Source organism: Nonomuraea sp. 3N208 (genome assembly GCF_052245935.1).
Taxonomy (GTDB): domain Bacteria; phylum Actinomycetota; class Actinomycetes; order Streptosporangiales; family Streptosporangiaceae; genus Nonomuraea.
On the sequence record NZ_JBQQBR010000008.1, the window covers coordinates 305948 to 327809 of the forward strand.

At 70.1% G+C, this 21862-nt stretch carries 26 protein-coding genes; 13 read left to right on the top strand and 13 right to left on the bottom strand.

Annotated features, from left to right (window positions below; genetic code table 11):
• Positions 1-15 precede the first annotated feature (15 nt).
• Entirely contained in the window at positions 16-642 is a 627-nt protein-coding gene (locus ACTWPT_RS15035) for an MOSC domain-containing protein (protein ID WP_443177961.1), read from the top strand.
• A 22-nt stretch (positions 643-664) separates the two neighbouring features.
• Here the strand turns inward: ACTWPT_RS15035 and ACTWPT_RS15040 are convergent, their stop codons facing one another.
• Positions 665-1909: a glycoside hydrolase family 18 protein gene (locus ACTWPT_RS15040; RefSeq protein ID WP_443177962.1), complete on the bottom strand. Its 1245-nt coding sequence runs from the start codon at positions 1907-1909 to the stop codon at positions 665-667.
• Positions 1910-2368: 459 nt separating this feature from the next.
• On the opposite strand from ACTWPT_RS15040, the gene hemW reads away from it, so the two are divergent.
• Complete coding sequence (gene hemW, locus ACTWPT_RS15045) at positions 2369-3589, top strand: radical SAM family heme chaperone HemW (protein WP_443177963.1); 1221 nt, start codon at positions 2369-2371, stop codon at positions 3587-3589.
• Here the strand turns inward: hemW and ACTWPT_RS15050 are convergent.
• The 3 genes from ACTWPT_RS15050 to ACTWPT_RS15060 are packed head-to-tail and all read right to left on the bottom strand — an operon-like array spanning position 3586 to position 5641.
• Complete coding sequence (locus tag ACTWPT_RS15050; protein ID WP_443177964.1) at positions 3586-4344, bottom strand: DUF4870 domain-containing protein; 759 nt, start codon at positions 4342-4344, stop codon at positions 3586-3588. The genes hemW and ACTWPT_RS15050 overlap by 4 nt on opposite strands.
• Complete coding sequence (locus tag ACTWPT_RS15055) at positions 4341-5147, bottom strand: DUF3097 domain-containing protein (protein WP_443177965.1); 807 nt, start codon at positions 5145-5147, stop codon at positions 4341-4343. Before ACTWPT_RS15055 ends, ACTWPT_RS15050 begins: the two co-directional genes overlap by 4 nt.
• Positions 5148-5164: 17 nt before the next feature.
• Complete coding sequence (locus ACTWPT_RS15060) at positions 5165-5641, bottom strand: hypothetical protein (RefSeq protein ID WP_443177966.1); 477 nt, start codon at positions 5639-5641, stop codon at positions 5165-5167.
• A 512-nt stretch (positions 5642-6153) separates the two neighbouring features.
• Between ACTWPT_RS15060 and hrcA the strand changes: the two genes are divergently transcribed.
• Genes hrcA through ACTWPT_RS15075 form a run of 3 tightly spaced genes read left to right on the top strand, consistent with a single transcriptional unit; the run spans position 6154 to position 9040 of the window.
• On the top strand, positions 6154-7167 hold the full coding sequence (gene hrcA / locus ACTWPT_RS15065; RefSeq protein ID WP_443177967.1) for a heat-inducible transcriptional repressor HrcA: 1014 nt from the start codon (positions 6154-6156) through the stop codon (positions 7165-7167).
• An 11-nt stretch (positions 7168-7178) separates the two neighbouring features.
• Positions 7179-8318: a molecular chaperone DnaJ gene (gene dnaJ / locus ACTWPT_RS15070; protein ID WP_443177968.1), complete on the top strand. Its 1140-nt coding sequence runs from the start codon at positions 7179-7181 to the stop codon at positions 8316-8318.
• Positions 8315-9040, top strand: a complete 726-nt coding sequence (locus ACTWPT_RS15075) for a 16S rRNA (uracil(1498)-N(3))-methyltransferase (protein WP_443177969.1) — start codon at positions 8315-8317, stop codon at positions 9038-9040. Before dnaJ ends, ACTWPT_RS15075 begins: the two co-directional genes overlap by 4 nt.
• A gap of 39 nt (positions 9041-9079) precedes the next feature.
• Here ACTWPT_RS15075 and ACTWPT_RS15080 read toward each other — a convergent pair whose 3' ends face one another.
• Together ACTWPT_RS15080 and ACTWPT_RS15085 are read right to left on the bottom strand one after the other, a co-directional pair.
• Positions 9080-9703 (bottom strand): hypothetical protein, encoded by a 624-nt coding sequence (locus ACTWPT_RS15080; protein ID WP_443177970.1) that lies wholly within the window; start codon positions 9701-9703, stop codon positions 9080-9082.
• A complete protein-coding gene (locus ACTWPT_RS15085; protein WP_443178002.1) occupies positions 9700-10212 on the bottom strand; it encodes a SigE family RNA polymerase sigma factor in 513 nt (170 codons plus the stop codon). The genes ACTWPT_RS15080 and ACTWPT_RS15085 overlap by 4 nt, the downstream gene beginning before the upstream one ends.
• A gap of 279 nt (positions 10213-10491) precedes the next feature.
• Between ACTWPT_RS15085 and ACTWPT_RS15090 the strand changes: the two genes are divergently transcribed.
• The 8 genes from ACTWPT_RS15090 to era all read left to right on the top strand — a co-directional run bounded on the left by ACTWPT_RS15090 (position 10492) and on the right by era (position 16543).
• Positions 10492-10836 (top strand): histidine triad nucleotide-binding protein, encoded by a 345-nt coding sequence (locus tag ACTWPT_RS15090; RefSeq protein WP_443177971.1) that lies wholly within the window; start codon positions 10492-10494, stop codon positions 10834-10836.
• Positions 10837-10927: 91 nt separating this feature from the next.
• Positions 10928-11968 (top strand): PhoH family protein, encoded by a 1041-nt coding sequence (locus ACTWPT_RS15095; protein WP_443177972.1) that lies wholly within the window; start codon positions 10928-10930, stop codon positions 11966-11968.
• A complete protein-coding gene (ybeY, locus tag ACTWPT_RS15100) occupies positions 11965-12441 on the top strand; it encodes an rRNA maturation RNase YbeY (RefSeq protein WP_443177973.1) in 477 nt (158 codons plus the stop codon). The genes ACTWPT_RS15095 and ybeY overlap by 4 nt, the downstream gene beginning before the upstream one ends.
• Positions 12438-13733, top strand: a complete 1296-nt coding sequence (locus tag ACTWPT_RS15105; RefSeq protein ID WP_443177974.1) for a hemolysin family protein — start codon at positions 12438-12440, stop codon at positions 13731-13733. The genes ybeY and ACTWPT_RS15105 overlap by 4 nt, the downstream gene beginning before the upstream one ends.
• Positions 13734-14177: 444 nt before the next feature.
• Complete coding sequence (locus ACTWPT_RS15110) at positions 14178-14810, top strand: hypothetical protein (protein ID WP_443177975.1); 633 nt, start codon at positions 14178-14180, stop codon at positions 14808-14810.
• A 10-nt stretch (positions 14811-14820) separates the two neighbouring features.
• Entirely contained in the window at positions 14821-15138 is a 318-nt protein-coding gene (locus ACTWPT_RS15115; protein WP_443177976.1) for a cytidine deaminase, read from the top strand.
• 7 nt (positions 15139-15145) lie between these two features.
• Positions 15146-15616 carry an NUDIX domain-containing protein gene (locus tag ACTWPT_RS15120; protein ID WP_443177977.1) on the top strand — a complete coding sequence of 157 codons (471 nt, stop codon included), beginning with the start codon at positions 15146-15148 and terminating at the stop codon, positions 15614-15616.
• Positions 15617-15634: 18 nt separating this feature from the next.
• Positions 15635-16543 carry a GTPase Era gene (era, locus tag ACTWPT_RS15125; RefSeq protein WP_443177978.1) on the top strand — a complete coding sequence of 303 codons (909 nt, stop codon included), beginning with the start codon at positions 15635-15637 and terminating at the stop codon, positions 16541-16543.
• A 51-nt stretch (positions 16544-16594) separates the two neighbouring features.
• Here era and ACTWPT_RS15130 read toward each other — a convergent pair whose 3' ends face one another.
• The 7 genes from ACTWPT_RS15130 to ACTWPT_RS15160 are packed head-to-tail and all read right to left on the bottom strand — an operon-like array spanning position 16595 to position 21846.
• On the bottom strand, positions 16595-17068 hold the full coding sequence (locus tag ACTWPT_RS15130) for a hypothetical protein (RefSeq protein ID WP_443177979.1): 474 nt from the start codon (positions 17066-17068) through the stop codon (positions 16595-16597).
• Positions 17069-17072: 4 nt separating this feature from the next.
• Positions 17073-17906 carry an urease accessory protein UreD gene (locus ACTWPT_RS15135; RefSeq protein ID WP_443177980.1) on the bottom strand — a complete coding sequence of 278 codons (834 nt, stop codon included), beginning with the start codon at positions 17904-17906 and terminating at the stop codon, positions 17073-17075.
• Positions 17906-18580, bottom strand: coding sequence for an urease accessory protein UreG (gene ureG, locus ACTWPT_RS15140; RefSeq protein WP_443177981.1), 675 nt, complete (start codon positions 18578-18580; stop codon positions 17906-17908). The genes ACTWPT_RS15135 and ureG overlap by 1 nt, the downstream gene beginning before the upstream one ends.
• A 14-nt stretch (positions 18581-18594) precedes the next feature.
• Positions 18595-19497 (bottom strand): urease accessory protein UreF, encoded by a 903-nt coding sequence (locus ACTWPT_RS15145; RefSeq protein ID WP_443177982.1) that lies wholly within the window; start codon positions 19495-19497, stop codon positions 18595-18597.
• A gap of 27 nt (positions 19498-19524) precedes the next feature.
• Entirely contained in the window at positions 19525-21243 is a 1719-nt protein-coding gene (locus ACTWPT_RS15150) for an urease subunit alpha (protein ID WP_443177983.1), read from the bottom strand.
• The gene (locus tag ACTWPT_RS15155) at positions 21236-21547 is read right to left on the bottom strand and encodes an urease subunit beta (RefSeq protein ID WP_443177984.1); all 312 of its coding nucleotides are present in this window, start codon (positions 21545-21547) and stop codon (positions 21236-21238) included. Before ACTWPT_RS15155 ends, ACTWPT_RS15150 begins: the two co-directional genes overlap by 8 nt.
• Positions 21544-21846: an urease subunit gamma gene (locus tag ACTWPT_RS15160; RefSeq protein WP_138710073.1), complete on the bottom strand. Its 303-nt coding sequence runs from the start codon at positions 21844-21846 to the stop codon at positions 21544-21546. Before ACTWPT_RS15160 ends, ACTWPT_RS15155 begins: the two co-directional genes overlap by 4 nt.
• Positions 21847-21862 lie beyond the last annotated feature (16 nt).

The following is a 21862-nucleotide window of genomic DNA, read 5'->3' on the forward strand; positions in this document are numbered from 1 at the left end:
GGTTACCGTCCTGTTATGCGCATTCTCTCTGTCAACGTGGGCACAACGGTTGAGGCTGAATGGGCCGGGAAGATGGGGCGCACGGCCATCGACAAGCGGGCCGTCACGCACCGGGTCGAGGTCCTCGCCAACGGGCTGTCCGGCGACGAGCGGGCCGACAAAGTGCACCACGGATCGCCCGACCATGCCGTCTATTCCTACGCCAGAGAGGACTACGACTGGTGGGAGGCCGAGCTGGGGCGGGAGGTGCGTGACGGGCGATTCGGAGAAAACCTCACCACCTCCGGCCTCGACGTCAACGGGGCCATGGTCGGCGAGCGGTGGCGGGTGGGCAGCGCCGAGCTCGAGGTGACCGGGCCCCGGGTGCCGTGCGTGGTGTTCCGCAACTGGATGGACGAGCCCGGCTGGGTCAAGCGCTTCACCGACGCGGTGCGGCCCGGGGCCTACCTGAGGGTGGTCCAGCTCGGCGAGCTGGGCACCGGCGACGAGGTGGAGGTCGTCTCGCGTCCCGAGGTCGGGGTGACGGTGGCCGACTGGTTCCGGGCCCGCCACGGGGACAAGGACGCGCTGCGCCGCATCCTTGCCGTTCCCGGACATGACAGCCGATGGGACGAGATGGCGGAAAAGGTGCTGGCCGGGTAGAGCCCTACCCGGCCAGGGTTTCTCAGCGCAGGACCGTGTACAACGCCGACGTGAGGGAGGCGCGTGCGTCGTCCTGGTCGATCGACCACATCATCGACCCGCCCAGCCCCTTGAGCCGGATGTAGGCCGCCTTCTGCAGCATCATCGCCGGATCGTCGTACGACCAGAACTCGTTCCCGTCGTAGAGCCACATCGCCCCGGTGCGCAGGTCCCGGTAACGCTTGCCCGGCTTGTTCACCAGGTCCTTGTAGTCCTCGCTGCCCGGGGCCCACTTGCCGGGAGCGGGTCCGGTGGCGGGCTTGTAGAGGCCGTCGCCGCCTCCGGTGACGCCGGTCCAGCCCTGGCCGTAGGCGGGCACCCCGACCACGATCTTGCGTGCGGGCGCCCCACGGGAAAGGTAGTCGCGGACGGTCTGGTCGACGCTGTACTTCACCGGGTTCGGATCCCGCCGGTCGGTGAACAGGTTGCCGTTGTGCCCGGTCTGCGGCTCCCAGGTGCCGTGCAGGTCGTATCCCTGGATGGTGGCGAAGTCGAGCTGGCTGAAGACGCGCCGTACCTCGAAGCCGGCGTCGATCTTGGCGGCGGCGGCCGGCAGGAAGGCGGTGAGTTGCGCGCCGCTCGAGTAGGCCTTGAGCTGCGAGCGCAGCTCCTGCACGAACAACGTGAAGTTCTGCTTGTCCTCGGGACGGATGACGTTCCCCTCGGCCCCGGACGAGCCCGGCCACTCCCAGTCCAGGTCGATCCCGTCGAACACGCCGGCCCCCGCACCCGGCTCCAGCCCCGGCAGGTCGCCGCGCAGCCACAGGTCGATGCAGGAGCGCGCCAGCTTGGCGCGCGACTCGGCGGTGAGCACGGCGTCGGAGAAGTGCTTCGAGCCGGTCCAGCCGCCCAGCGAGATCAGCGCCTTGAGCCCCGGGTGCTTGGCCTTGAGCTTGCGGAGCTGGTTCAGGTTGCCGTTCACGGCCTGTCCCGGCGCGTCGGCCACGCCGTCCACGCTCTGCTCGGCCGGCACCGGCCGCTGCCAGTCGGCCCATGGGTCGGCCGAGTAGCAGGCGCCCTCGGCGTTGACGAACCCGAACGCGTAGTTGAGGTGTGTGAGCTTGGCCGCCGCGCCCGTGGCGTCCACGTCCTTGACGTGGTAGTTGCGGCCGTAGATGCCCCATTGGATGAAGTACGCGACCCGCTTGAAACCGGTTTGGGCCTCGGCGGGCACGGAGACCGCCGAGAGCCCCAGCAAGAGCGAGAGCGTGATCAGGACCTTGTTCACCGAGCGTCTCCCGGAAGCGCCTCAACTTATAGGAAACTTTCCTAATAAGTTGAGGCGATCGTAGAGCGCTCACGCCAGGGCGTCAACGAGCGTCTCCCGGAAGCGTCTTCGGCTCGCTGTGTTTACCTGAGTAAAACGGACATCGGCGTAGCCTCGTCGCCTGCCGGCCCAGGCCGGGATGCGATCCGGTGGAAGCCGATGCCGCGTCCGTCCGGCGAGCCGGGCGGACCGTGGCTGAGAACCGCGTTGTCGGGGCCTGGCTCCGCATTCCTGGAGGGAGTGCGGCTCTTGGGCCACCGCCCCGCCGGACGCTATCCCGTTGGTGTGGGCACCAATCGGGGGCGGGAACCGGGCGCCAGTCAGGCACCCGGCTGTGACAGAACATTACCGTCCGATTACTCTTAGTCGCAACCTGTGATCGGCTTGGAGCACTCTTAACGGCCCGGCAAACTGGAGTACGTGCCATCCACCCTGCCTGACGGCGATCCCGCGCCCACCTCGGGCGAGCTGCCCGAGAGCGCCCTGAGCGGCCTCGGCGAGCGTCCGTTCGGCTTCTACGTCCACGTGCCGTTCTGCGTGACCCGCTGCGGCTACTGCGACTTCAACACCTACACCGCCGCCGAGCTGGGACCGGGCGCCTCCCACCGGGACTACGCGGACACTGCCGTCGAGGAGGTGCGTTTCGCGCGCCGCGTCCTGGGCGATGCGGAGCTGCCGGTCGAGACCGTGTTCTTCGGCGGTGGCACGCCCACCCTGCTGCCTCCCGAGGACCTGGCCAGGATCCTGGCCGCGATCGACTCCGAGTTCGGGCTGCGGCCAGGGGCCGAGGTCACCACGGAGGCCAACCCCGAGTCCGTGGACCCATCCTCACTGGAGAAGCTCCGCCACGGCGGGTTCAACCGGATCAGCTTCGGCATGCAGAGCGCGCGCGAGCACGTGCTCCAGGTCCTCGACCGCAGGCACACGCCGGGCCGGGCGGCCGCGGCCGTGCGGGAGGCGAGGGAGGCCGGGTTCGAGCACGTCAACCTGGATCTGATCTACAGCACGCCCGGCGAGTCCGACGACGACTGGCGGGCCTCCCTGGCCGCGGCGATCGAGGCAAGGCCCGACCACGTGTCGGCGTACTCGCTGATCGTCGAGGAGGGCACCAGGCTCGCCGCCAGGATCAGGCGCGGCGAGCTGCCGATGCCCGACGACGACGTGGCCGCCGACCGCTACCTGATCGCCGACCAGATGCTGGCCGAGGCCGGCTTCCGCTGGTACGAGGTGTCCAATTGGGCCACGTCCGACGAGGCGCGCTGCCGGCACAACCTGCTCTACTGGACCGGCGGCGACTGGTGGGCGGCCGGTCCAGGCGCGCACAGCCACGTCGGCGGCACCCGCTGGTGGAACGTCAAGCACCCGGCCGCCTACGCCCAGCGGCTGGCCGCGCACACCTCGCCCGCGCACGCCCGCGAGGTGCTCGACGACGAAGCCCGCGCCGCCGAGCGGCTCATGCTGGAGCTGCGGCTGGCGTCCGGCTACCCGCTCGCCGAGGTCGCACCGGGCGCGCGTACGGTCGTGGCCGGGGCGCTGGCACGCGGGCTGCTCGAGCCCGAACCGTTCAAGTTGGGCCTGATGGTGCTCACTCAACGAGGGCGCCTGCTGGCCGACGCCCTCATCAGGGACCTGCTCGTTTAGCTGATCAGGCGGATGGCGAACGGGTAGCGGTAGTTCTGGCCCTTGTTCGTCGCCATGGCGGCCTGGATGTGGAAGATCAGGGACAGGATCCAGACCACCGGCAGCAGGAGGGCGCCGATGAAGACGATCACCAGGATGCCCGAGATGACATAGCCGATGAACATCGTGATCTGGAAGTTGAGCGCCTCGGCCGCCTGGTCCCTGACGTAGGGGGACTCGTCCTTCTTCATCAGGTAGATGATCAGCGGGCCGAGCCAGGAGGCGAGCAGGCCGAGCAGGTGCGCCAGCATGGCCATCGTGGTGTCGTCGGTGCCGGGACGGGGGCCGAACCTGCCGGGGATGTACGGCTCGCCGGGGGCCTGGGCGTAGCCGTGGCCGGGCGGTTGTTGAGACGTGGGCCCGTAACCCGGCTGGGGTCCGTAGCCGCCGGACTGCGGCTGACCGTAGCCGGGCGGCTGCTGCCCATAGGCGGGCGGTTGGCCGTAGTTCGGCGGTTGGCCGTAGTTCGGCGGTTGGCCGTGGCCCGGCGACTGGCCATATCCCGGCTGCGAGCTGGGCTGCTGTCCATAGCCGTAACCTGGCTCGGAACTGGGCTGCTGGCCATAGCCGTAGCCAGGCTGGGAGCCGGGCTGCTGGCCGTACCCATAGCCCGGTTGTTGTGGGCCGGAGCCCTGGTCCTGCGGGATGTCCGAAGGGGACACCCGTCGGGTGGCGTCGTCGTCGGGCGGCGGCGGTTGCGACGGGTCCTGGCTCATGGTGCCTCCGTAACGAAGTCGATCAGTTCCTCGACCCGGCCGAGCAACTCCGGCTCCAGGTCGGTATAGGTCGAGACGGCGCCGAGAATGCGCCGCCACGCGTCCGCGGGCTCCAAACGCCAGCCCAGGGCCGCGATCACGCCTTCCTTCCACGGCACGCCCCGCGGCACGTCCGGCCAGGCCGGAATGCGCAGCACCGACGGCTTGACCGCCTGCCAGATGTCGACGAACGGATGCCCCACCACGAGCACGTCCGGCGAAGTGATCTCGGCGGCGATCCTGCTCTCCTTGGAGCCGGGCACGAGATGGTCGACCAGCACACCCAGCTTGCGTCCCGGCCCGGGGTCGAACTCGGCCACGATGGCCGGCAGATCGTTCACGCCCTCCAGGTATTCGACCACGACCCCCTCGACGCGCAGGTCATGGCCCCAGATCTTCTCGACGAGGGCGGCGTCGTGCACGCCTTCCACGTAGATCCGGCTCTCCCTGGCCACCCGGGCCCGCAGCCCCTCCACGGCGATGGAGCCCGAGGCGCTGCGCCTGGGTCCGGCGGGAGCGGCCGTGGGCCGCACGAGGGTCACGGGCTTGCCGTCCAGCAGGAACGCGGCCGGCGCCAGCGGGAACAGCCGCCGCTTGCCGAACCGGTCCTCCAGCGTAACGGCCTCCTTGTCGCAGGCCACCACCGCGCCGCAGAAGCCGCTGTCGGCGTCCTCCACGACGAGGTCCTGCTCGGCGGGCACCTTGGGGATCTTGCCCTTGCCCGGCCGCCGCCAATTGCCCGCCAGCACATCGCCCTCGTACACACGGGGACCGTAGCAAATCACCCGCCGACCGCAAGGCGCTTGCGCGCAGAGCTTCGGCGCATCAGGACAACGATGGTGGCGACGATCGCGACGAGGATTCCCGCGCCGGGGATCAGGAAGAGCGCGGCGGCACCGCCGACGATCCCGCCCGCGGCGGAGGTCACCGGCTTGCCCACGCCGTACTTGACGTTCGCCGTCTCCTGGTTGGTGCAGGTCAGCTTGTAGTCGCCCTTGCTCGGCGCGTTGATCACGAGGATCTGCTCCCAGGTCACGCTGCCGACGGTGAGCGTCTGGCTGCCGCTGGTCTCGGCGAGCTTGGCCTGGCCGGAACCGCCGGAGATCTCGCACTCATAGTTGATCCGCGAGTTGGTGGCCACGTAGACGGCCGGCTTGTCGGCCGGGTCGACGGTCACCGTGATGCTCTCGCCCGACGAGAACGTCTTGGTCGGGGCCAGGTCGCCCACGCTGCCGAGCACCCCGCCGACGAAGATCACGACGCCGACGATCCCGCAGACCACAGCCAGGCCCCAGGCCGCCGCGACCCACCACAGGCTGGGCTTTATGGCTTTGCGATCGATTTGTGGGGGGAATTGGGGCTGTTGGCCGTATTGTCCGTACTGAGGCGGTGGGCCGTACTGGGCCGGCGGGCTCCCGTACTGCTGTGGCGGTGGTGGGGGCGCGCCGTACTGCGGCGGCTGCCCGTAGCCGGGCTGAGAGCCAGGCTGAGGTCCGTAGCCGGGCTGAGAGCCGGGCTGAGGTCCGTAGCCGGGCTGCGGTGATTGTGGCTGGCCGTGGTAGGGGTCCTGCCCTGGAGGCGGTCCGTACGACGGGGGTTGAGAATTGTCCGACATGTCGGCAAGTGTGGGCCCTGTCGCTTGTAAGCCGCTAGCAACAGGATGGGAGGCGGTGTTATCGCACCTTGTGGGCGAGAGCCGTACACTTGGCACTCGGGAACACAGAGTGCTAGACACTTCGTTCCTGGAAGCAAAGGGCAGGAGGTGAGCACGTGCTCGACGATCGGAAATTGGCAGTGCTCCGCGCCATTGTCGAAGACTACGTGTCCACCAACGAACCGGTGGGCTCCAAGGCGCTGGCCGAGCGCCACAACCTGAAGGTCTCCCCCGCGACGGTCAGGAACGACATGGCCGCGCTGGAGGAGGAGGGCTACATCACGCAGCCGCACACCAGCGCGGGACGCGTGCCGACGGACAAGGGATACCGCCTGTTCGTCGACCGGCTCTCGCAGATCAAGCCGCTGTCGGGTGCCGAGCGCAGGGCGATCGAGACGTTCCTTGCCGGCGCGGTGGACCTCGACGACGTGGTCACCCGCACGGTGCGGCTGCTCGCGCAGCTGACCAGGCAGGTGGCGGTCGTGCAATACCCGACGCTGACGCGCTCGACGGTCCGGCACGTCGAGCTGGTGCCGCTCAACGACCGGCGGGTCATGCTCGTGCTGATCACCAACACCGGCCGCGTTGAGCAGCGCGTGATCGAGCTGCCCGAGGTGGTGGAGGACACCCGCATCGCGCACCTGCGCGCGGTGCTCAACGCCTGCCTCGACGGATGTGGCCTGAGCAACGTGCCCGAGCTGGTCGCCGACCTGCCGGAGCGCCTGCCCGTCGAGGACCGGCCCGCGGTGGCGACGATCCTGTCGGTGCTGCTCGAGACCCTGGTGGAGCGCCACGACGAGAAGATCGTGTTCGCCGGAGCGGCCAACCTGGCCGGCGCCGACTTCTCCATCGGCCTGCGTGACGTGCTCGAGGCGCTGGAGGAGCAGGTCGTGCTCATGCGGCTGCTCGGCGAGACGTCCTCGGACATCCCCTCCGCGCTTACCGTTCGCATCGGTTCGGAAAACCCCTACCTACGCGGCACATCCGTCGTCGCGACCGGATACGGTTCTGGCGACAACCAACTGGCTCGGCTCGGTGTGCTGGGGCCCACCAGGATGGACTATCCCGTGACGATGGGCGCCGTGCGTGCGGTTGCTCGCTACGTCAGCCAGATCCTGGCTGCATCATAAGAGGTCGATAAGTGGCAAACAGCGACTACTACGCCACCCTCGGGGTGCGCCGTGACGCCAGTCAGGACGAGATCAAGAAGGCGTATCGCCGGCTCGCGCGCGAGCTGCACCCCGACGTGAACCCCGACCCTGAGACCCAGGAGCGGTTCAAGGAGATCACGCAGGCCTACGAGGTGCTGTCGGACCCGAACAAGCGCCAGATGTACGACCTGGGCGGCGACCCCTTCGCCGGCGCGGCAGCAGGCGCGGGCGCCGGGGGCTTCGGAGCGGGCTTCCCCTTCAGCGACATCATGGACGCCTTCTTCGGCACGGCGGCCGGTGCCCGCGGGCCGCGCTCGCGGGCACGCAGGGGCCGCAACGCCACCATCCGCGTCGAGCTCGACCTGCGCGAGACGGCGTTCGGCACCACCCGCGAGCTGGTCGTCGACACGGCCGTGCTCTGCGAGGTCTGCCACGGGGCCGGCGCCGCGCCGGGCACGCACCCCGACACGTGCGACATGTGCAACGGGCGCGGCGAGATCTCCCAGGTCACCCGCTCGTTCCTGGGCCAGGTCATGACGTCGCGGCCGTGCCCGCAGTGCGGCGGCTTCGGCACCATCATCCGCCACCCTTGCCAGGAGTGCTCGGGCGACGGCCGGGTGCGGACCCGCCGTACGATCAAGGTCCGCATCCCCGCGGGCGTCGAGGACGGCACCCACATCCAGCTCGCCGGCGAGGGCGAGGTCGGCCCCGGCGGCGGCCCGCCCGGAGACCTGTTCCTGGAGATCGTCGAGCGGGCCCACGAGATCTTCGAACGGCGCGGTGACGACCTCCACTGCACCGTCCAGATCCCGATGACGGCCGCCGCGCTCGGCACCATCCTCGTGGTCGAGACGCTCGACGGCTCCGAGGAGATCGACGTCCGCCCCGGCACCCAGTCCGGCCAGGTCATCACCATGTACGGGCGCGGCGTGCAGCGGCTCAACGAGTCCACCAGGGGCGACCTGCTGATCCACGTCAACGTCGAGACCCCGACCCGGCTCGACACCGCGCAGGAGGACCTGCTGAAGGAGCTGGCCAAGCAGCGGGGCGAGGAGCGGCCGCCGGGCAAGTTCGCGCCGGGGCAGCAGGGCTTCTTCTCGCGGCTGCGCGACGCGTTCAACGGCCGGTGACCGTACCCGTCTTCCTCTCGGAGGAGCTCGACGGGCCCGAGCTGACGCTCGGCGGCCCGGAGGGGCGGCACGCGGCCTCTGTGCGCCGCCTGCGGGCCGGTGAGCGCGTCGACCTCACCGACGGAGCCGGCACCGTCGCCGAATGCGTCGTACGCGAGGTGCTCAAGGACGCGCTCAGGCTCGACGTGCTGGCCCGCTACCGGGTCGAGGCGCCCCAGCCGCGGCTCGTCGTCGTCCAGGGGCTGCCCAAGGGCGACCGGGGCGAGCTGGCGGTCGAGATGATGACCGAGGCGGGCGTGGATGTGATCGTGCCATGGGCGGCCGCCCGCAGCATCACCCAGTGGAAGGGCGACAAGGTCGCCAAAGGGCTCGCCCGGTGGCGCTCCACCGCCCGCGAGGCGGGCAAGCAGGCACGCAGGTTTCATTTGCCCGAGGTGACCGAGCTCGCTTCCACCGCGGGGGTCGAGGCGCTGCTGGCCGGCGCGGCACTGGGGGTGGTGTTGCACGAGGAGGCGGCCGAGCCGCTGTCCGGCGTGGAGCTGCCCGCGGGGGGCGACATCGTGATGGTCGTGGGGCCAGAGGGGGGCGTCTCGGAGGAGGAGCTGGCCAGGTTCCAGGCGGCCAAGGCCGTGCCCGTGCTGCTCGGGCCCACTGTCCTGCGGACCTCAACGGCGGGGGTGGCGGCGGCGGCCGTGCTGCTCGCGCGTACCGGACGCTGGTGACGACTCAGGACGACCGGTACTGGTACGGCTGGTGACGTCTCAGGGCGTCTGAGAGGCGTCCAGGAGTGGGCTGGCCAGATCGGTGGGCCCGTTGGTCGTCTCGTCGGGCGGGCACTCCTCCGGCGGGCACGCCGAAGGCAGTGGAGTCGATTCCACGTCCGATGGCGTCGGCGTGGGGGAGGCCGTCGGGCAGTCCTCGGCCGTCTCCGGCTCGGAGGGGCACGGCGTGGACGTGGGCTTGGGGGTCCGTGACGGCCTGCTGGTCGAGTTCGCCGTCTTGGCCGGCCGCGGAGACGGAGACTCCTCGGGCACCACGACAGGGTTCCGGTCGGCGGTCGGCTCCGGGGGCGGCGGCTGCTGGGAGCGTGTGGTGGAGGAGTTGGACGGGACCTTGGACGACGTCTCGTCGTTCACCACCCCGATGGGACCCTCATAGATGACCTTCGAGCGCAGTTGGGGGACGGCCATCACGATCGTCCCCGCCACCAGCACGGCACTGGCGGCGGCCGCTCCCGCACGCCACCAGAAGAGGTTACGTACGCCGCGCCGCTCGATCCGGGCGCGGATGATCTCCAGTCCGTCCGGCGAGGGCACGACCGCGTCCGCCTCCGCACGGAGCGCACGGCGCAGGAGGTCGCCGTGCTCGTCGGGGGGCTGGGTCATGACATTTTCTCCAGGACGGATCGCAAGGCGGCCATGCCACGTGCGGTGTGGCTCTTGACCGCGCCCTTGCTGATGCCCATGGCGTGGGCGATCTCAGCTTCGGACAGATCACCGTAATACCGCAGGACCAGTGCTTCTCTCTGTCGGGTCGGCAGGGCCCGTAACGCCTCGATGACGGCGGAGCGTTCCAGCTCGCCGATCGCGCCGTTCTCGGCGCTCGGAGCGTCCGGCAGGCCCTTGGGGGCGTACTTCTCGACGACCGCGCGGTGACGCAGCACGGAACGGGACCGGTTGACGACGGATTGACGGAGGTAGGCGAGTGCTTTGTCGGGGTCACGCAGCCTACGCCAGGCGCCATGGATGGCGACGAACGCATCCTGCACGACCTCCTCAGCGGTTGCTATGTCGCGCACGAGCAACACAGCGAGACGCACCAATGACCGAAAATGCGCACTGTACAGCGCGGTAACGGCCACGTCGGCATCCCACCCGACTGGCACCGCCCCCATCGACCTGTCGGCCAGAAGGGTTTCGGTGGTCACATCAGTGGGACGCGCGGCCTTCCCAGAGGGTTTACGCTCTTCCGGTTCTTGAGGTTTCCCCGGTTCCTTAGGGTGCATTACGCCAGTCGTGTCCTCGCCAGGTGGCGCTCGCCCGACCCTGAATCGTCTTTTGTTCTGAAGTGTCGCACACACACCCTAACCGCGCGGATCTTCTCACGCACGACACTGACGATTACCGATTCGCAACGGACTCGCTAACGGGAGGGGGCTCGATAGGGTGCTGCTGTGAACGAGTGCCTCTTCTGCAAAATCGTCGCCAAGGAGATTCCCGCCGAGATCATCTACGAAAGCGGCAGGACACTGGCGTTCCGCGACACCAATCCGCAGGCTCCCACACACGTGCTGGTGATCCCCAAGGGACACCACGCCAACGCGGCGATGCTGGCCGACGCGGACGATGGGCTGGCCGACGACGTGCTGAAGACCGCCCACGCGGTGGCCGTGCAGGAGGGCGTGGCCGACAGCGGTTACCGGGTCGTCTTCAACACCGGCCCGGGCGCCGGCCAGACCATTTTCCACGTGCACGCCCACGTCCTGGGCGGGCGCGACCTGACCTGGCCTCCAGGGTGATATTGAGGAGAGCAATCCGCCGGGCCCCGGATACCATGGGCGGAGAAGCACACCGAAAGAGACCGGGAGGCATCAGGCCGCTGGCCTGCCCATGTCCGAACTACACGAATCCCGACGAACGGCACCTCCCTCGCGCACTCAAGCCAAGGTGCTGATTCCGGACGAATATCCGATGGTCAGCCTCCTCGGCTCCCGCGACGAGCTGCTACGCGTCATCGAGGGTGCCTTCAGGGCCGACATCCACGTACGGGGCAACGAGATCACCGTCACCGGCAGCCCCGATGAGAGCGGCACCGTGGTGCGGCTCTTCGAAGAGCTCGTCGAGGTGCTGCGCAGCGGCGGCGAGCTCACCCCCGATGCGGTCGAGCGCAGCATCGCCATGCTCCGCATGACCTCCGACCGCCCCGCCGAAGTGCTCTCCCTGGACATCCTGTCCTCGCGCGGGCGCACGATCAGGCCGAAGACCGTCAACCAGAAGCGCTACGTCGACGCCATCGACCAGCACACGGTCGTGTTCAGCATCGGCCCGGCCGGCACCGGCAAGACCTATCTCGCCATGGCCAAGGCCGTGCGGGCGCTGCAGGAGAAGCGGGTCAACCGGATCATCCTCACCCGTCCCGCCGTCGAGGCGGGGGAGCGGCTGGGCTTCCTGCCCGGCACGCTCTACGAGAAGATCGACCCCTACCTGCGGCCGCTCTACGACGCGCTGCACGACATGCTCGACCCTGACTCGATCCCCAAGCTGATGGCCAATGGCACGATCGAGGTCGCGCCGCTCGCATATATGCGTGGCCGTACGCTTAATGACGCATTTATCATCCTCGACGAGGCGCAGAACTCCTCGGCCGAGCAGATGAAGATGTTCCTCACCCGGCTGGGCTTCAACTCCAAGATCGTGGTCACCGGTGACGTGACGCAGGTGGACCTGCCGGCGGGCACGGTGAGCGGGCTGCGGGTGGTCCAGGAGATCCTGGACGGCATCGAGGACATCCACTTCTCCCGGCTGACCAGCGCCGACGTGGTCCGCCACAAGCTGGTGAGCGAGATCGTGGACGCCTACGGGCGCTATGACGCCACAGTGGCCGCCCAGGAGCCGAAGCAGTTCCAGCATCGGGGGAAGCGGCGACCGTGAGCATCGAGATCAACAACGAGTCCGGCGTCGGGGTCGACGAGGAGGGCCTCGTCGCGCTGGCCGCTCACGTGCTCGGCGAGATGGGCATCAACCCGCTCGCCGAGCTGTCCATCGTGGTAGTCGACGAGCACGCTATGACCGAGCTGCACGAGAAGTGGATGGGCGAGCCCGGCCCGACCGACGTGCTGTCCTTCCCGATGGACGAGCTGCGCCCCGGCGGCGGCGCGCGTGGCGACTCGGACAGTCCGACGGACCCCGCGCTCCTCGGGGACGTCGTGCTCTGCCCGCAGGTGGCCGCCAGGCAGGCGAAGGAGGCCGGGCACAGCACGGTCGACGAGCTCGAGTTGCTGTGCACGCACGGCATTCTGCACCTGCTCGGCTACGACCACGCGGAGCCGGAGGAGCACAAGGAGATGTTCGGGCTCCAGGCGCAGCTCCTGGAGTCGTGGCAGGAGGTGCGCAACCCGCGGTGAACGGCTGGTTGCTGCTAGCCATCGGCCTGGTGATCATCGGTGGCTTGATCGCCAGTGCGGAAACGGCGCTGACGCGCATCTCCAGGGTGCGCGCCGAGGAGTTCGTGCGGGACGGCAAGCGGGGCGCGGTGCGGCTGCAGGCCATCGAGACCGACCCGCCGCGTTACCTCAACCTGCTGCTGCTGCTGCGGCTGAGCTGCGAGCTGATCGCGACGGTCATCGCGACGCTGCTGTTCATCGACATCATGCACGACCAGGGCTGGGCCTACGTGTGGGCCGCGGCCGTGATGATCGTGGTCAGCTACGTGGTGGTCGGTGTCATGCCCCGTACGCTGGGCCGCCAGCACGCCGAGCCGGTCGCGCTGGCCAGCGCCCCCATCGTGTACGGCCTGACGCGCATCTTCGGTCCCCTTCCCAAGCTGCTGATCCTGCTGGGTAACGCGTTGACGCCCGGCAAGGGGTTCCGCGACGGCCCGTTCACCTCCGAGGCCGAGCTGCGTGACCTGGTGGACCTGGCGGAGGAGCGCCGGGTGATCGAGCCCGACGAGCGCGAGATGATCCACTCGGTCTTCGAGCTGGGTGACACGCTGGTTCGCGAGGTCATGGTGCCCCGCACCGACATGGTCTACATCGAGCGCGGCAAGAGCATCAGCCAGGCGTTGTCACTGGCGCTGCGCAGCGGCTTCTCCCGCATGCCGGTCGTGGGCGAGAACGAGGACGACGTCGTCGGCATCGCCTATCTCAAGGACATCGCGCGCAAGATCCACGAGTCGGGCGAGGGCGGCGGCAAGGAGCCGGTCGAGTCGATCATGCGGTCGGCCGCGTACGTGCCCGAGAGCAAGCCCATCGACCAGCTCATGCGCGAGATGCAGGCCAGGCAGATCCACATCGCCATCGTCATCGACGAATACGGCGGCACCGCCGGCCTGGTCACGATCGAGGACGTGCTGGAGGAGATCGTCGGTGAGATCACCGACGAGTACGACCAGGAGGCGCCACGCGTCGAGCGGGTGCCCGGTGGCGGCCTGCGGGTGACGGCCAGGATGCCGGTCGACGAGCTGGGCGAGCTGTTCGAGGTCGAGATCGACGTGGACGACGTGGAGACCGTGGGAGGGTTGCTGGCCCACGCGCTCGGCCGGGTGCCGATCGCCGGGTCCCACGCGGAGGTGGCCGGCCTGTCGCTGACCGCGGAGACCTTGGCGGGCCGCCGCAACCGCATCAGCACCGTGGTGGTGTGCCGCGTCACGCCTCCTGCGGATGAGGCGGTCTCCGCCGCCGCCGAACGCGACTAGCCCTTCGCCTTCGCTCCGCCGGTCCGGACGTCCGTCGGCGCAACCTCCTCCTCCCCTGAGAGGCGCGGTGGGCACGTGCCGGACAGGGACGGACCGGTGGTGACGTGGGCTGATCTGAGTGGGGACGGCCCGGGGGACAAATGCGGATGGATGCGGCAAGCGTTCTACAAGTCTTCTGCAAGCGACCTCCGGCACTCTCTAATCACGACATCCAGTGCGGTGGGTGTCAGAGGGGAAGCATCCGATCGCCGGGTGGGGTTCGCGGCGAGAGGATGGATCCAGGGGGACGACAGCGTCCCGGTCGGGTAGCCGGCTGAGACGCTGATCGGCGTAAAGGGTGTTCTCATCCAGAAAACCGGATGAGGGCACCCTTTTTGCGTGTTGCTGGGAACTCCGATGGATTGCCGCATTAGTCGATGGGCATGCTTCGCGCCAGGGGGGATCATGAGACGAAGACAGGGGATCATCGCCTGCGGCCTGCTCGCTTGCATCCTGGCGGGATGCGGCGGCGAGGGTGCGGAGAGCTTCATCGACCCGAGCGCCATGGCCCAGCTGCGCGAGGTGGTCCGCAAGGAGCCGCGGCTGCCTGACGGTTTCACGGCCCGGCCGGAGCAGGCGTGGCGGATGCCGTTCGGCCCCGCGGACCCGAACTGCCGGGCGCTGCTCGAGCCGGCCGGCGGGCGTGCGCCCGCGCACGCGCTGACCGCCCAGGCGGCGGTCAGCTACCAGGGCGACGGGCTGGGCGAGCAGGCCGGGGTCGGTCTGGCCAGGTACGCGGGCGAGGAGGCAGAAGAGCACCTCGACGCGCTGGCCAGGGCACGGCAGTCGTGCCGGGCGGTACGCACCTCCTCCGGCACCGACCTGCGGCTGAGCGAGCTGCCGGTCGAGGGCGCCGGTGACGAGGCGGTGGGGGCGCGGCTGCAGGGCCGGTTGCACGGCTACCCGTACGCGCTCGACGTCGTGCTCTCCCGGGTGGGCGACACGCTCGTGTCGGTGGTCCACACCGGCATGAACGACGTGGACAGCGCCCGCACCCGCAAGGTGGTCGCCGCGGCCTTGGCGATGGCCGGCGCATAACCTAGTGCGCGTGACTCTCGATCCTGAAGACAACAAGATCATCACGTTGGCGCGGGCGGCCAGGGCACGTAACGGCACCGCCGAAGGGGCAGCCGTACGCGATGAGACCGGACGCACGTACTCGGCGACCAACGTGGCCCTTGCCTCGCTCACACTGTCGGCGGTGCAGGTGGCGGTGGCCATGGCGATCTCCAGCGGCGCGCATTCCCTGGAGGCGGTCGCGCTCGTGACCGACGGCGAGCCGGGCCCCGACGACGCGGCCGTGGCCGCGGAGCTGGGCGTCAAGTCGCTGCTCGTGGCCGGTCCCGACGGCATGCTGCGGGGCTGACATGCCGATGTCGCCGTTTCTGGCCAGGTTGCGGGAGAAGATCGGCTCTGAGTTGCTCATGCTGCCGTCGGCGGCCGGGTTCGTGTTCGACGACGCTGGCCGGCTGCTGGTGGCCCGCCACGGCGACGTCGGACTCTGGGCGGCGCCGGGCGGCGGCATCGACCCCGACGAGCGCCCGCAGGACGCCGTGGTCAGGGAGCTGCACGAGGAGCTCGGCATCGAGATCGAGGTACGCGGACTGATCGGCGTGTACGGCGGCCCGGAGTTCCGCACCGTCTACCCGAACGGCCACCAGGTCGGCTACGTCAACGCCTGCTACGGCTGCGCCCTGGTCTCGGGCGTCCCGGAGCCCGACGGCGTGGAGATCACCGGCTACCGGTGGGTGACGGAGGAGGAGCTGGCCGAGCTCCGCACAACCCCCTGGACGCCGCAGGTGGCGCCCGAGGCGTTCACCTGGTGGCGTGAACACGCTCGTTGATGGGACACAATGCAGAATGTGACTTCGCCAGACAACCATCGCGCCGGATTCGCCTGCTTCGTGGGGAGGCCGAACGTCGGCAAGTCCACGCTGATGAACGCCCTGGTCGGGACCAAGATCGCGATCACCTCGTCCAAGCCGCAGACCACCAGGCGGGCCATCAGGGGCATCGTGCACCGCCCCGACGCCCAGCTCGTCATCGTGGACACGCCGGGCCTGCACCGGCCGCGCACGCTGCTCGGCGAGCGGCTCGACAGCCTGGTGTTGTCGACGCTCACCGAGGTGGACGTGATCGGCTTCTGTGTGCCGGCGAACGAGCCGATCGGCAAGGGTGACCGGTTCATCGCCGACAAGCTGTCCGCGGTGAAGAAGACGCCGGTCGTGGCCGTGGTGACCAAGTGCGACCTGGCGTCCAAGGAACGGGTCGCCGAGCAGCTGCTGGCGGTGTCGCAGGTGGCGGAGTTCGCGGCGATCGTGCCGGTGTCCGCGCAGGCGGGCGACCAGCTCGACGTGCTGGGGGACGTGCTGATCGAGCACCTGCCGGAGTCGCCGCCGCTCTACGAGGGCGGGCAGCTCACCGACGAGCCGGAACAGGTGCTGGTCGGGGAGCTGATCAGGGAGGCCGCACTGGAGGGTGTGCGCGACGAGCTGCCGCACTCCATCGCTGTGGTCGTCGACGAGATGCTGCCCCGCGAGGGGCGTGACGACCTGCTGGACATCTACGCTCACCTGTTCGTGGAGCGGCCGTCGCAGAAGGCGATCGTCATCGGGCACAAGGGGGAGCGGCTGCGCGAGGTGGGCACCACGGCCCGCAAGCAGATCGAGGCGCTGCTGGGCATGCGGGTCTATCTGGACCTGCGGATCAGCGTGCTCAAGGACTGGCAGCGCGACCCCAAGCAGCTGCGGCGGCTGGGCTTCTACGACTGACAGGGGGCGGGCGTCAACGATCGGCCCGCGCGCGGCGGGTCTGTGGCGCGGTCAACGATCGGCCCGCGCGCGGCGGAACAACGCCAGGACCGAGAGCACCACGACCCCGAGCGAGCACGCCAGCGCCGCGAACCAGCCGAATCTGATCACCGGTGCGACCGACAGCAGGCCCAGGTCGATGGAGATCCGGTCCTGCACGCCGCTCCCCTCGGTCACGAACATCACCACCGCCAGCACGGCCACCGCGCCAGGGATGAGGGCCAGGGCGGCGAGCCTCGGATGGGCGAGGAGCCCGGCCAGGCCGCACACCAGCGCCACCAGCCCTGCCACCAGCGCGTAGACGCCGAATGCGTCGTCGATGCCGCGCACGTCGGCGGTCACCCCGCCGCCGATCAGGCCGATCTTCGCCTCCAGGCCCGCCCAGGGCAGGACCGCGCAGAACACCAGGAGCGCCCCGGCGACGGCGACGGCCAGCGCGTGGCCGCGACGGGTGCCGGGCGGTGCGGGCTTGAGGTCTTCGGCCACACGATCACTGTATGCCGGGGCCGCCCGTCCGGCCATCGTACGCAACGGAGTCATCACCATCGGCGCAAGCCGCTTTTTCCCCCCATTCCAGGCGCGAACGCAGCTCCACCGCATCGCCGGCCAGAGCCGATACCAGCGTCCCTGACGCCGCCAGGGGTAGGACCACGATCCCGTCGGCCACGAGCGGTTCCTTGGCGGTCGTCGTAAGGAATGTGGTGCCGACGCAGCGGGCCCCGCCGAAGACGGCCGGTGAGGTGTCGAGCGCCGGGTCCCCGACGGTGAACTCCTGCCTGAGCAGCGGGCGGCCGGCGCAGGTGGCGTCGAAACGGGCGTGGCAGCGGCCGGGCTCCTCGCCGTACCGGCCGAAGACGATCTCCTCGCGCCACAGGACGCTCGCGTCCGGCTCCAGCGCCAGCCGTACGATCAGGCGGTGCTCGCAGCCTGCGGCGAGCACCGTCGGCTCGGGGGTGAAGCGGAGGGTCGCGCCCGCGCCCACCCGTGCGGTGATCAGCATCTCGGACTCGCCCTCGCCGGGCAGGACCAGCGTGCTCGCCACCGAGCCCAGCTCCAGAGTGGTACGGGGCGCGACGTCCACGTCCAGCGCCAGCCGGTCGCCGCCGAGCGGCCCGGCCGCCGTCGAGACGAGGTGGACGGTGCACGGGCCGGTCTGGCGCAGCGTCAGCGGCGGATCCGAGGCCATCCGGCTGATCATTGTCCGGCCGTCCGCCGCCGGCACGGTCGCGACGGCGGCACTGGCCCGCATCGCCCGGCGCCGCCCACGTCCTGCTCGCGCTCGATCGGCGGCGGCCTCGGTGGTGCCGGTGGGTGGGGAAAGCATTACGAGACGGCGGACGCGTGGGCGTGGGACCAGGCCGTCACCCGTTCGGAGACCCAGTCGGCGACGGCGGCGGCAGTGGGTTCCTGCCTGATCGACGTGAACAGCACCGGCCGCTCCCCGCGTACCTTCGCCGCGTCGCGGGCCATCACCCCCAGATCGGCGCCTACCATCGGGGCCAGGTCGGTCTTGTTGATCACCAGCAGGTCCGCCGTCGTGACCCCGGGACCGCCCTTGCGGGGCACCTTGTCACCACCCGAGACGTCCAGCACGAAGATCTGCTCGTCCGCCAGCCCCCGGCTGAACGTCGCCGTCAGGTTGTCGCCGCCGCTCTCCACGATCACCAGGTCCAGCGGGCCGAACCGGTGCTCCAGGGTCTCGACGGCGTCGAGGTTCGCGGCGATGTCGTCGCGGATCGCGGTGTGCGGGCAGCAGCCGGTCTCGACGGCCAGGATGCGCTCGGCGTCGAGCACGCCGGCCCGGCGCAGGAAGTCGGCGTCCTCGGTGGTGTAGATGTCGTTGGTCACCACGCCCAGGGACAGCGACGGCCCCAGCGTCCGGCACAGCGCGGCCACCAGGGCCGTCTTGCCGCTGCCCACCGGGCCGCCCACGCCGAGCCGCAGCGCCCGGCCGCGGCCGTCGGGTGCGTGGTGATGGTCGTCGTGATTGGCTCCCATGTAAGGGTCCTTCCTTAGGAGACGAACAGCCTGATCTCGGCCTGCGCGTGCTGCTCAGCCAGGAGATCCAGTGCTGGTGCTGAGTACGCGGGCAACGCCTCCCAGCGGGGGGCGAGGTGGGGGGCCGGGTGCGCGTTCGTGGCGGCCAAGTGGCCTTGGGCGGCCACGGCGGTGAGATCGGGGGTGAAGTTGGCCAGCAGCGCGTGCACGGCGACCGGGTCCAGGCCCAGCAGCCGGACCGCCGCCGTGGCGGGGCCGCTGATCGCGTGGTACGCCGCCGCCATGGCCGCCTCTTCGGGCGTGGCCCCCGCCGCGTGGGCCGCCACGCCCAGCGCGATCGGGTGGTGCGGGTTTGGAACGGCCTGCGCCAGGTCGTCCAGCACGTCGGACGGCCACACGCGTCGGGCGACCCGGAGGAGCAGCCTGCCCTGGGTCCTGGAGGCGTCCCGCTGGGCGGGGGAGGCGGTCCGCGCGTCCACCTCGTCATCGAGCCGCACCCAGGGCGACACGTCGCCGCCACCCTCGCCGTCGTCGACCCGCACCCAAGGCGGCTCATCCACACCGTCGCGCCCGGCTCCGACGGTGTGCCGGCCTCCGGTGACGTGCCGACCCTCGGCCACCCCGTGTGCCCCGGCCACGGCATGTGCCCCGGCCACGGCATGTGCCCCGGCCTCGGCTGCGGTGCCGGCCCCGACCGGGGCCGGGCGGGTGGGCGTACAGGAGGCTTGGAGGGCGGCGGCGGCCGTGAGGGCGGCGGCGAGCGTGCCGGCCGTGTGCAGGCGCCCCCGAAGGAAGCGGGCCAGCGACGGCACGTCGTGCACCGCCCCCGAGGCGATGGCGCGTTCGGCGCCGCCCGAGTGGGCGTGGCCGCCGGCCGGCAGGCGGGAGTCGGCGATCAGGAGCAGAGCCGGGTTCATCAGATCGTATACATCACATCTCGCTGGTCAGAACAGGAAGTAACGCTGTGCCATGGGCAGGCTGGCGGCGGGGGCCGGCTCGATGAGGTCGCCGTCGATGCGGACCTCGAACGTGTCGGGCGCCACCTCGATCCTCGGCAGAGCGTCGTTGAGGGGCATCGAGGACTTGCCGCGCCGGCGTACGTCCGCGACCGGGACCAGCCGCCGGCGCACGGCCAGCCGGTCGGCGAGCTCCGACTCCAGGGCGAGTGGCGCGACGAAGTGGAGTGAGGTGGCCGCGGCGGTGACCGGCGAGGCGCCGAACATGGGCCGGGGCAGCACCGGCTGCGGCGTCGGGATGGAGGCGTTGGCGTCGCCCATCTGGGCCCAGGCCACCACGCCGCCCTTGAGCACCAGGTCCGGCTTGACGCCGAAGAAGGCGGGGTCCCACAGGACGAGGTCGGCGAGCTTGCCGCGTTCGACGGAGCCGACCTCGGCGTCCAGCCCGTGGGCGATAGCTGGACATATCGTATATTTCGCTACATATCGGCGCGCTCGTAGATTGTCCGCCGGTCCAGAGCCCAGCGAGCCGCGCCGCCCCTTCATCACGTGAGCAGTCTGCCACGTACGGATGATCGTCTCCCCGATCCGCCCCATGGCTTGCGAGTCCGAGCCGATCATCGAGATCGCGCCCATGTCGTGCAGCACGTCCTCGGCGGCCATCGTCGTCGGCCGGATGCGCGACTCGGCGAAGGCCAGGTCCTCCGGGATCGACGGGTTGAGGTGGTGGCAGACCATCAGCATGTCGAGGTGCTCGTCGAGCGTGTTGACGGTGTGCGGCCTGGTGGGGTTGGTGGAGGAGGGCAGCACGTTGGGGTAGGCGGCGACGCGGATGATGTCGGGCGCGTGCCCGCCGCCCGCCCCTTCGGTGTGGTACGCGTGGATCATCCGATCGCCGATGGCCTTGAGCGTCGACTCGACGAACCCGGCCTCGTTCAGCGTGTCGGTGTGGATCGTCACCTGCACGCCGGAGGCGTCCGCCACGCTCAGGCAGGCGTCGATGGCGGCCGGCGTGGTCCCCCAGTCCTCGTGCAGCTTGAAGCCCGAGGCCCCGGCCCTGAGCTGCTCGACCAGCCCGTCGGAGCTGACCGTGTTGCCCTTGCCGAGCAGCGCGAAGTTCAGCGGGTACGCGTCCAGCGACTCCAGCATCCGGCCGAGATACCAGGCCCCGGTGACGGTCGTGGCCTTGGTGCCCTCGACGGGGCCGGTGCCGCCCCCGACGATCGTGGTGACACCGGACCCGATGGCCTCGTCGAGCAGCTGCGGGCAGATCAGGTGGACGTGCGAGTCGACGGCCCCGGCAGTGAGGATCTTGCCGTTGCCCGCCAGCACCTCCGTGGACGGCCCGATGACCAGGTCCACGCCGTCCATCGTGTCGGGGTTGCCGGCCTTGCCGATGGCGTGGATGCGGCCGTCGCGGATGCCGACGTCGGCCTTGACCACGCCCCAGTGGTCGAGGATCACGACGCCGGTGATGACCAGGTCGACCGCGCCCTCGGCGCGGGTGGTCCTGGCCTGTCCCATGGATTCGCGGATCACCTTGCCGCCGCCGAAGACAGCTTCGTCGCCGGGACCGGCGGGCCCCATCGACAGGTCCTCGGTGACCTCGATGAACAGGTCGGTGTCGGCCAGCCTGATCTGGTCGCCGGTGGTGGGGCCGTAGAGCGCCGCATAGCGGGCGCGTGAGATCCGAGCTCCGTCAGTCATCGAGCGGCCCCGCCCACTCCGGCCGCAGCCCCGGCACCACCCGGTTGCCGGCCAGCGGCACCAGCGTCACGTCCCGCTCAACGCCGGGCTCGAACCTGATGGCGGTGCCCGCAGGCACGTCCAGCCGCATCCCCCATGCCGCCTTCCTATCGAAGTCCAGCCCCGGATTGGCGGCCGCGAAGTGGTAGTGCGAGCCCACCTGGACCGGCCGGTCCGCCGTGTTGACCACCCGCAGGGTCACCCGCTCTCGCCCGGGGTTGAGCGCGAGGAAGCCGTCGGGGTGCACGTACTCGCCGGGGATCACGGGATCGGCCTGTGCACGGTCACCAGCTTCGTGCCGTCCGGGAACGTGGCCTCGATCTGCACGCTCTCCAGCATCTCCGGCACCCCCTCCATGACGTCGGCCCGGCCGAGCACGGAACGTCCCGCCTCCATGAGGTCGGCCACGGTGCGCCCGTCCCTGGCGCCCTCCATGAGGAAGGACGCGATGATGGCGGTAGCCTCGGGATGGTTGAGCCGCAGGCCTCTGGCCTGCCGCTCGCGCGCCACCCCGGCGGCGACGTGGATGAGCAGCCGCTCCTGCTCGTGTGAGGTAAGCCGCATGGCCGGACCATAGGAA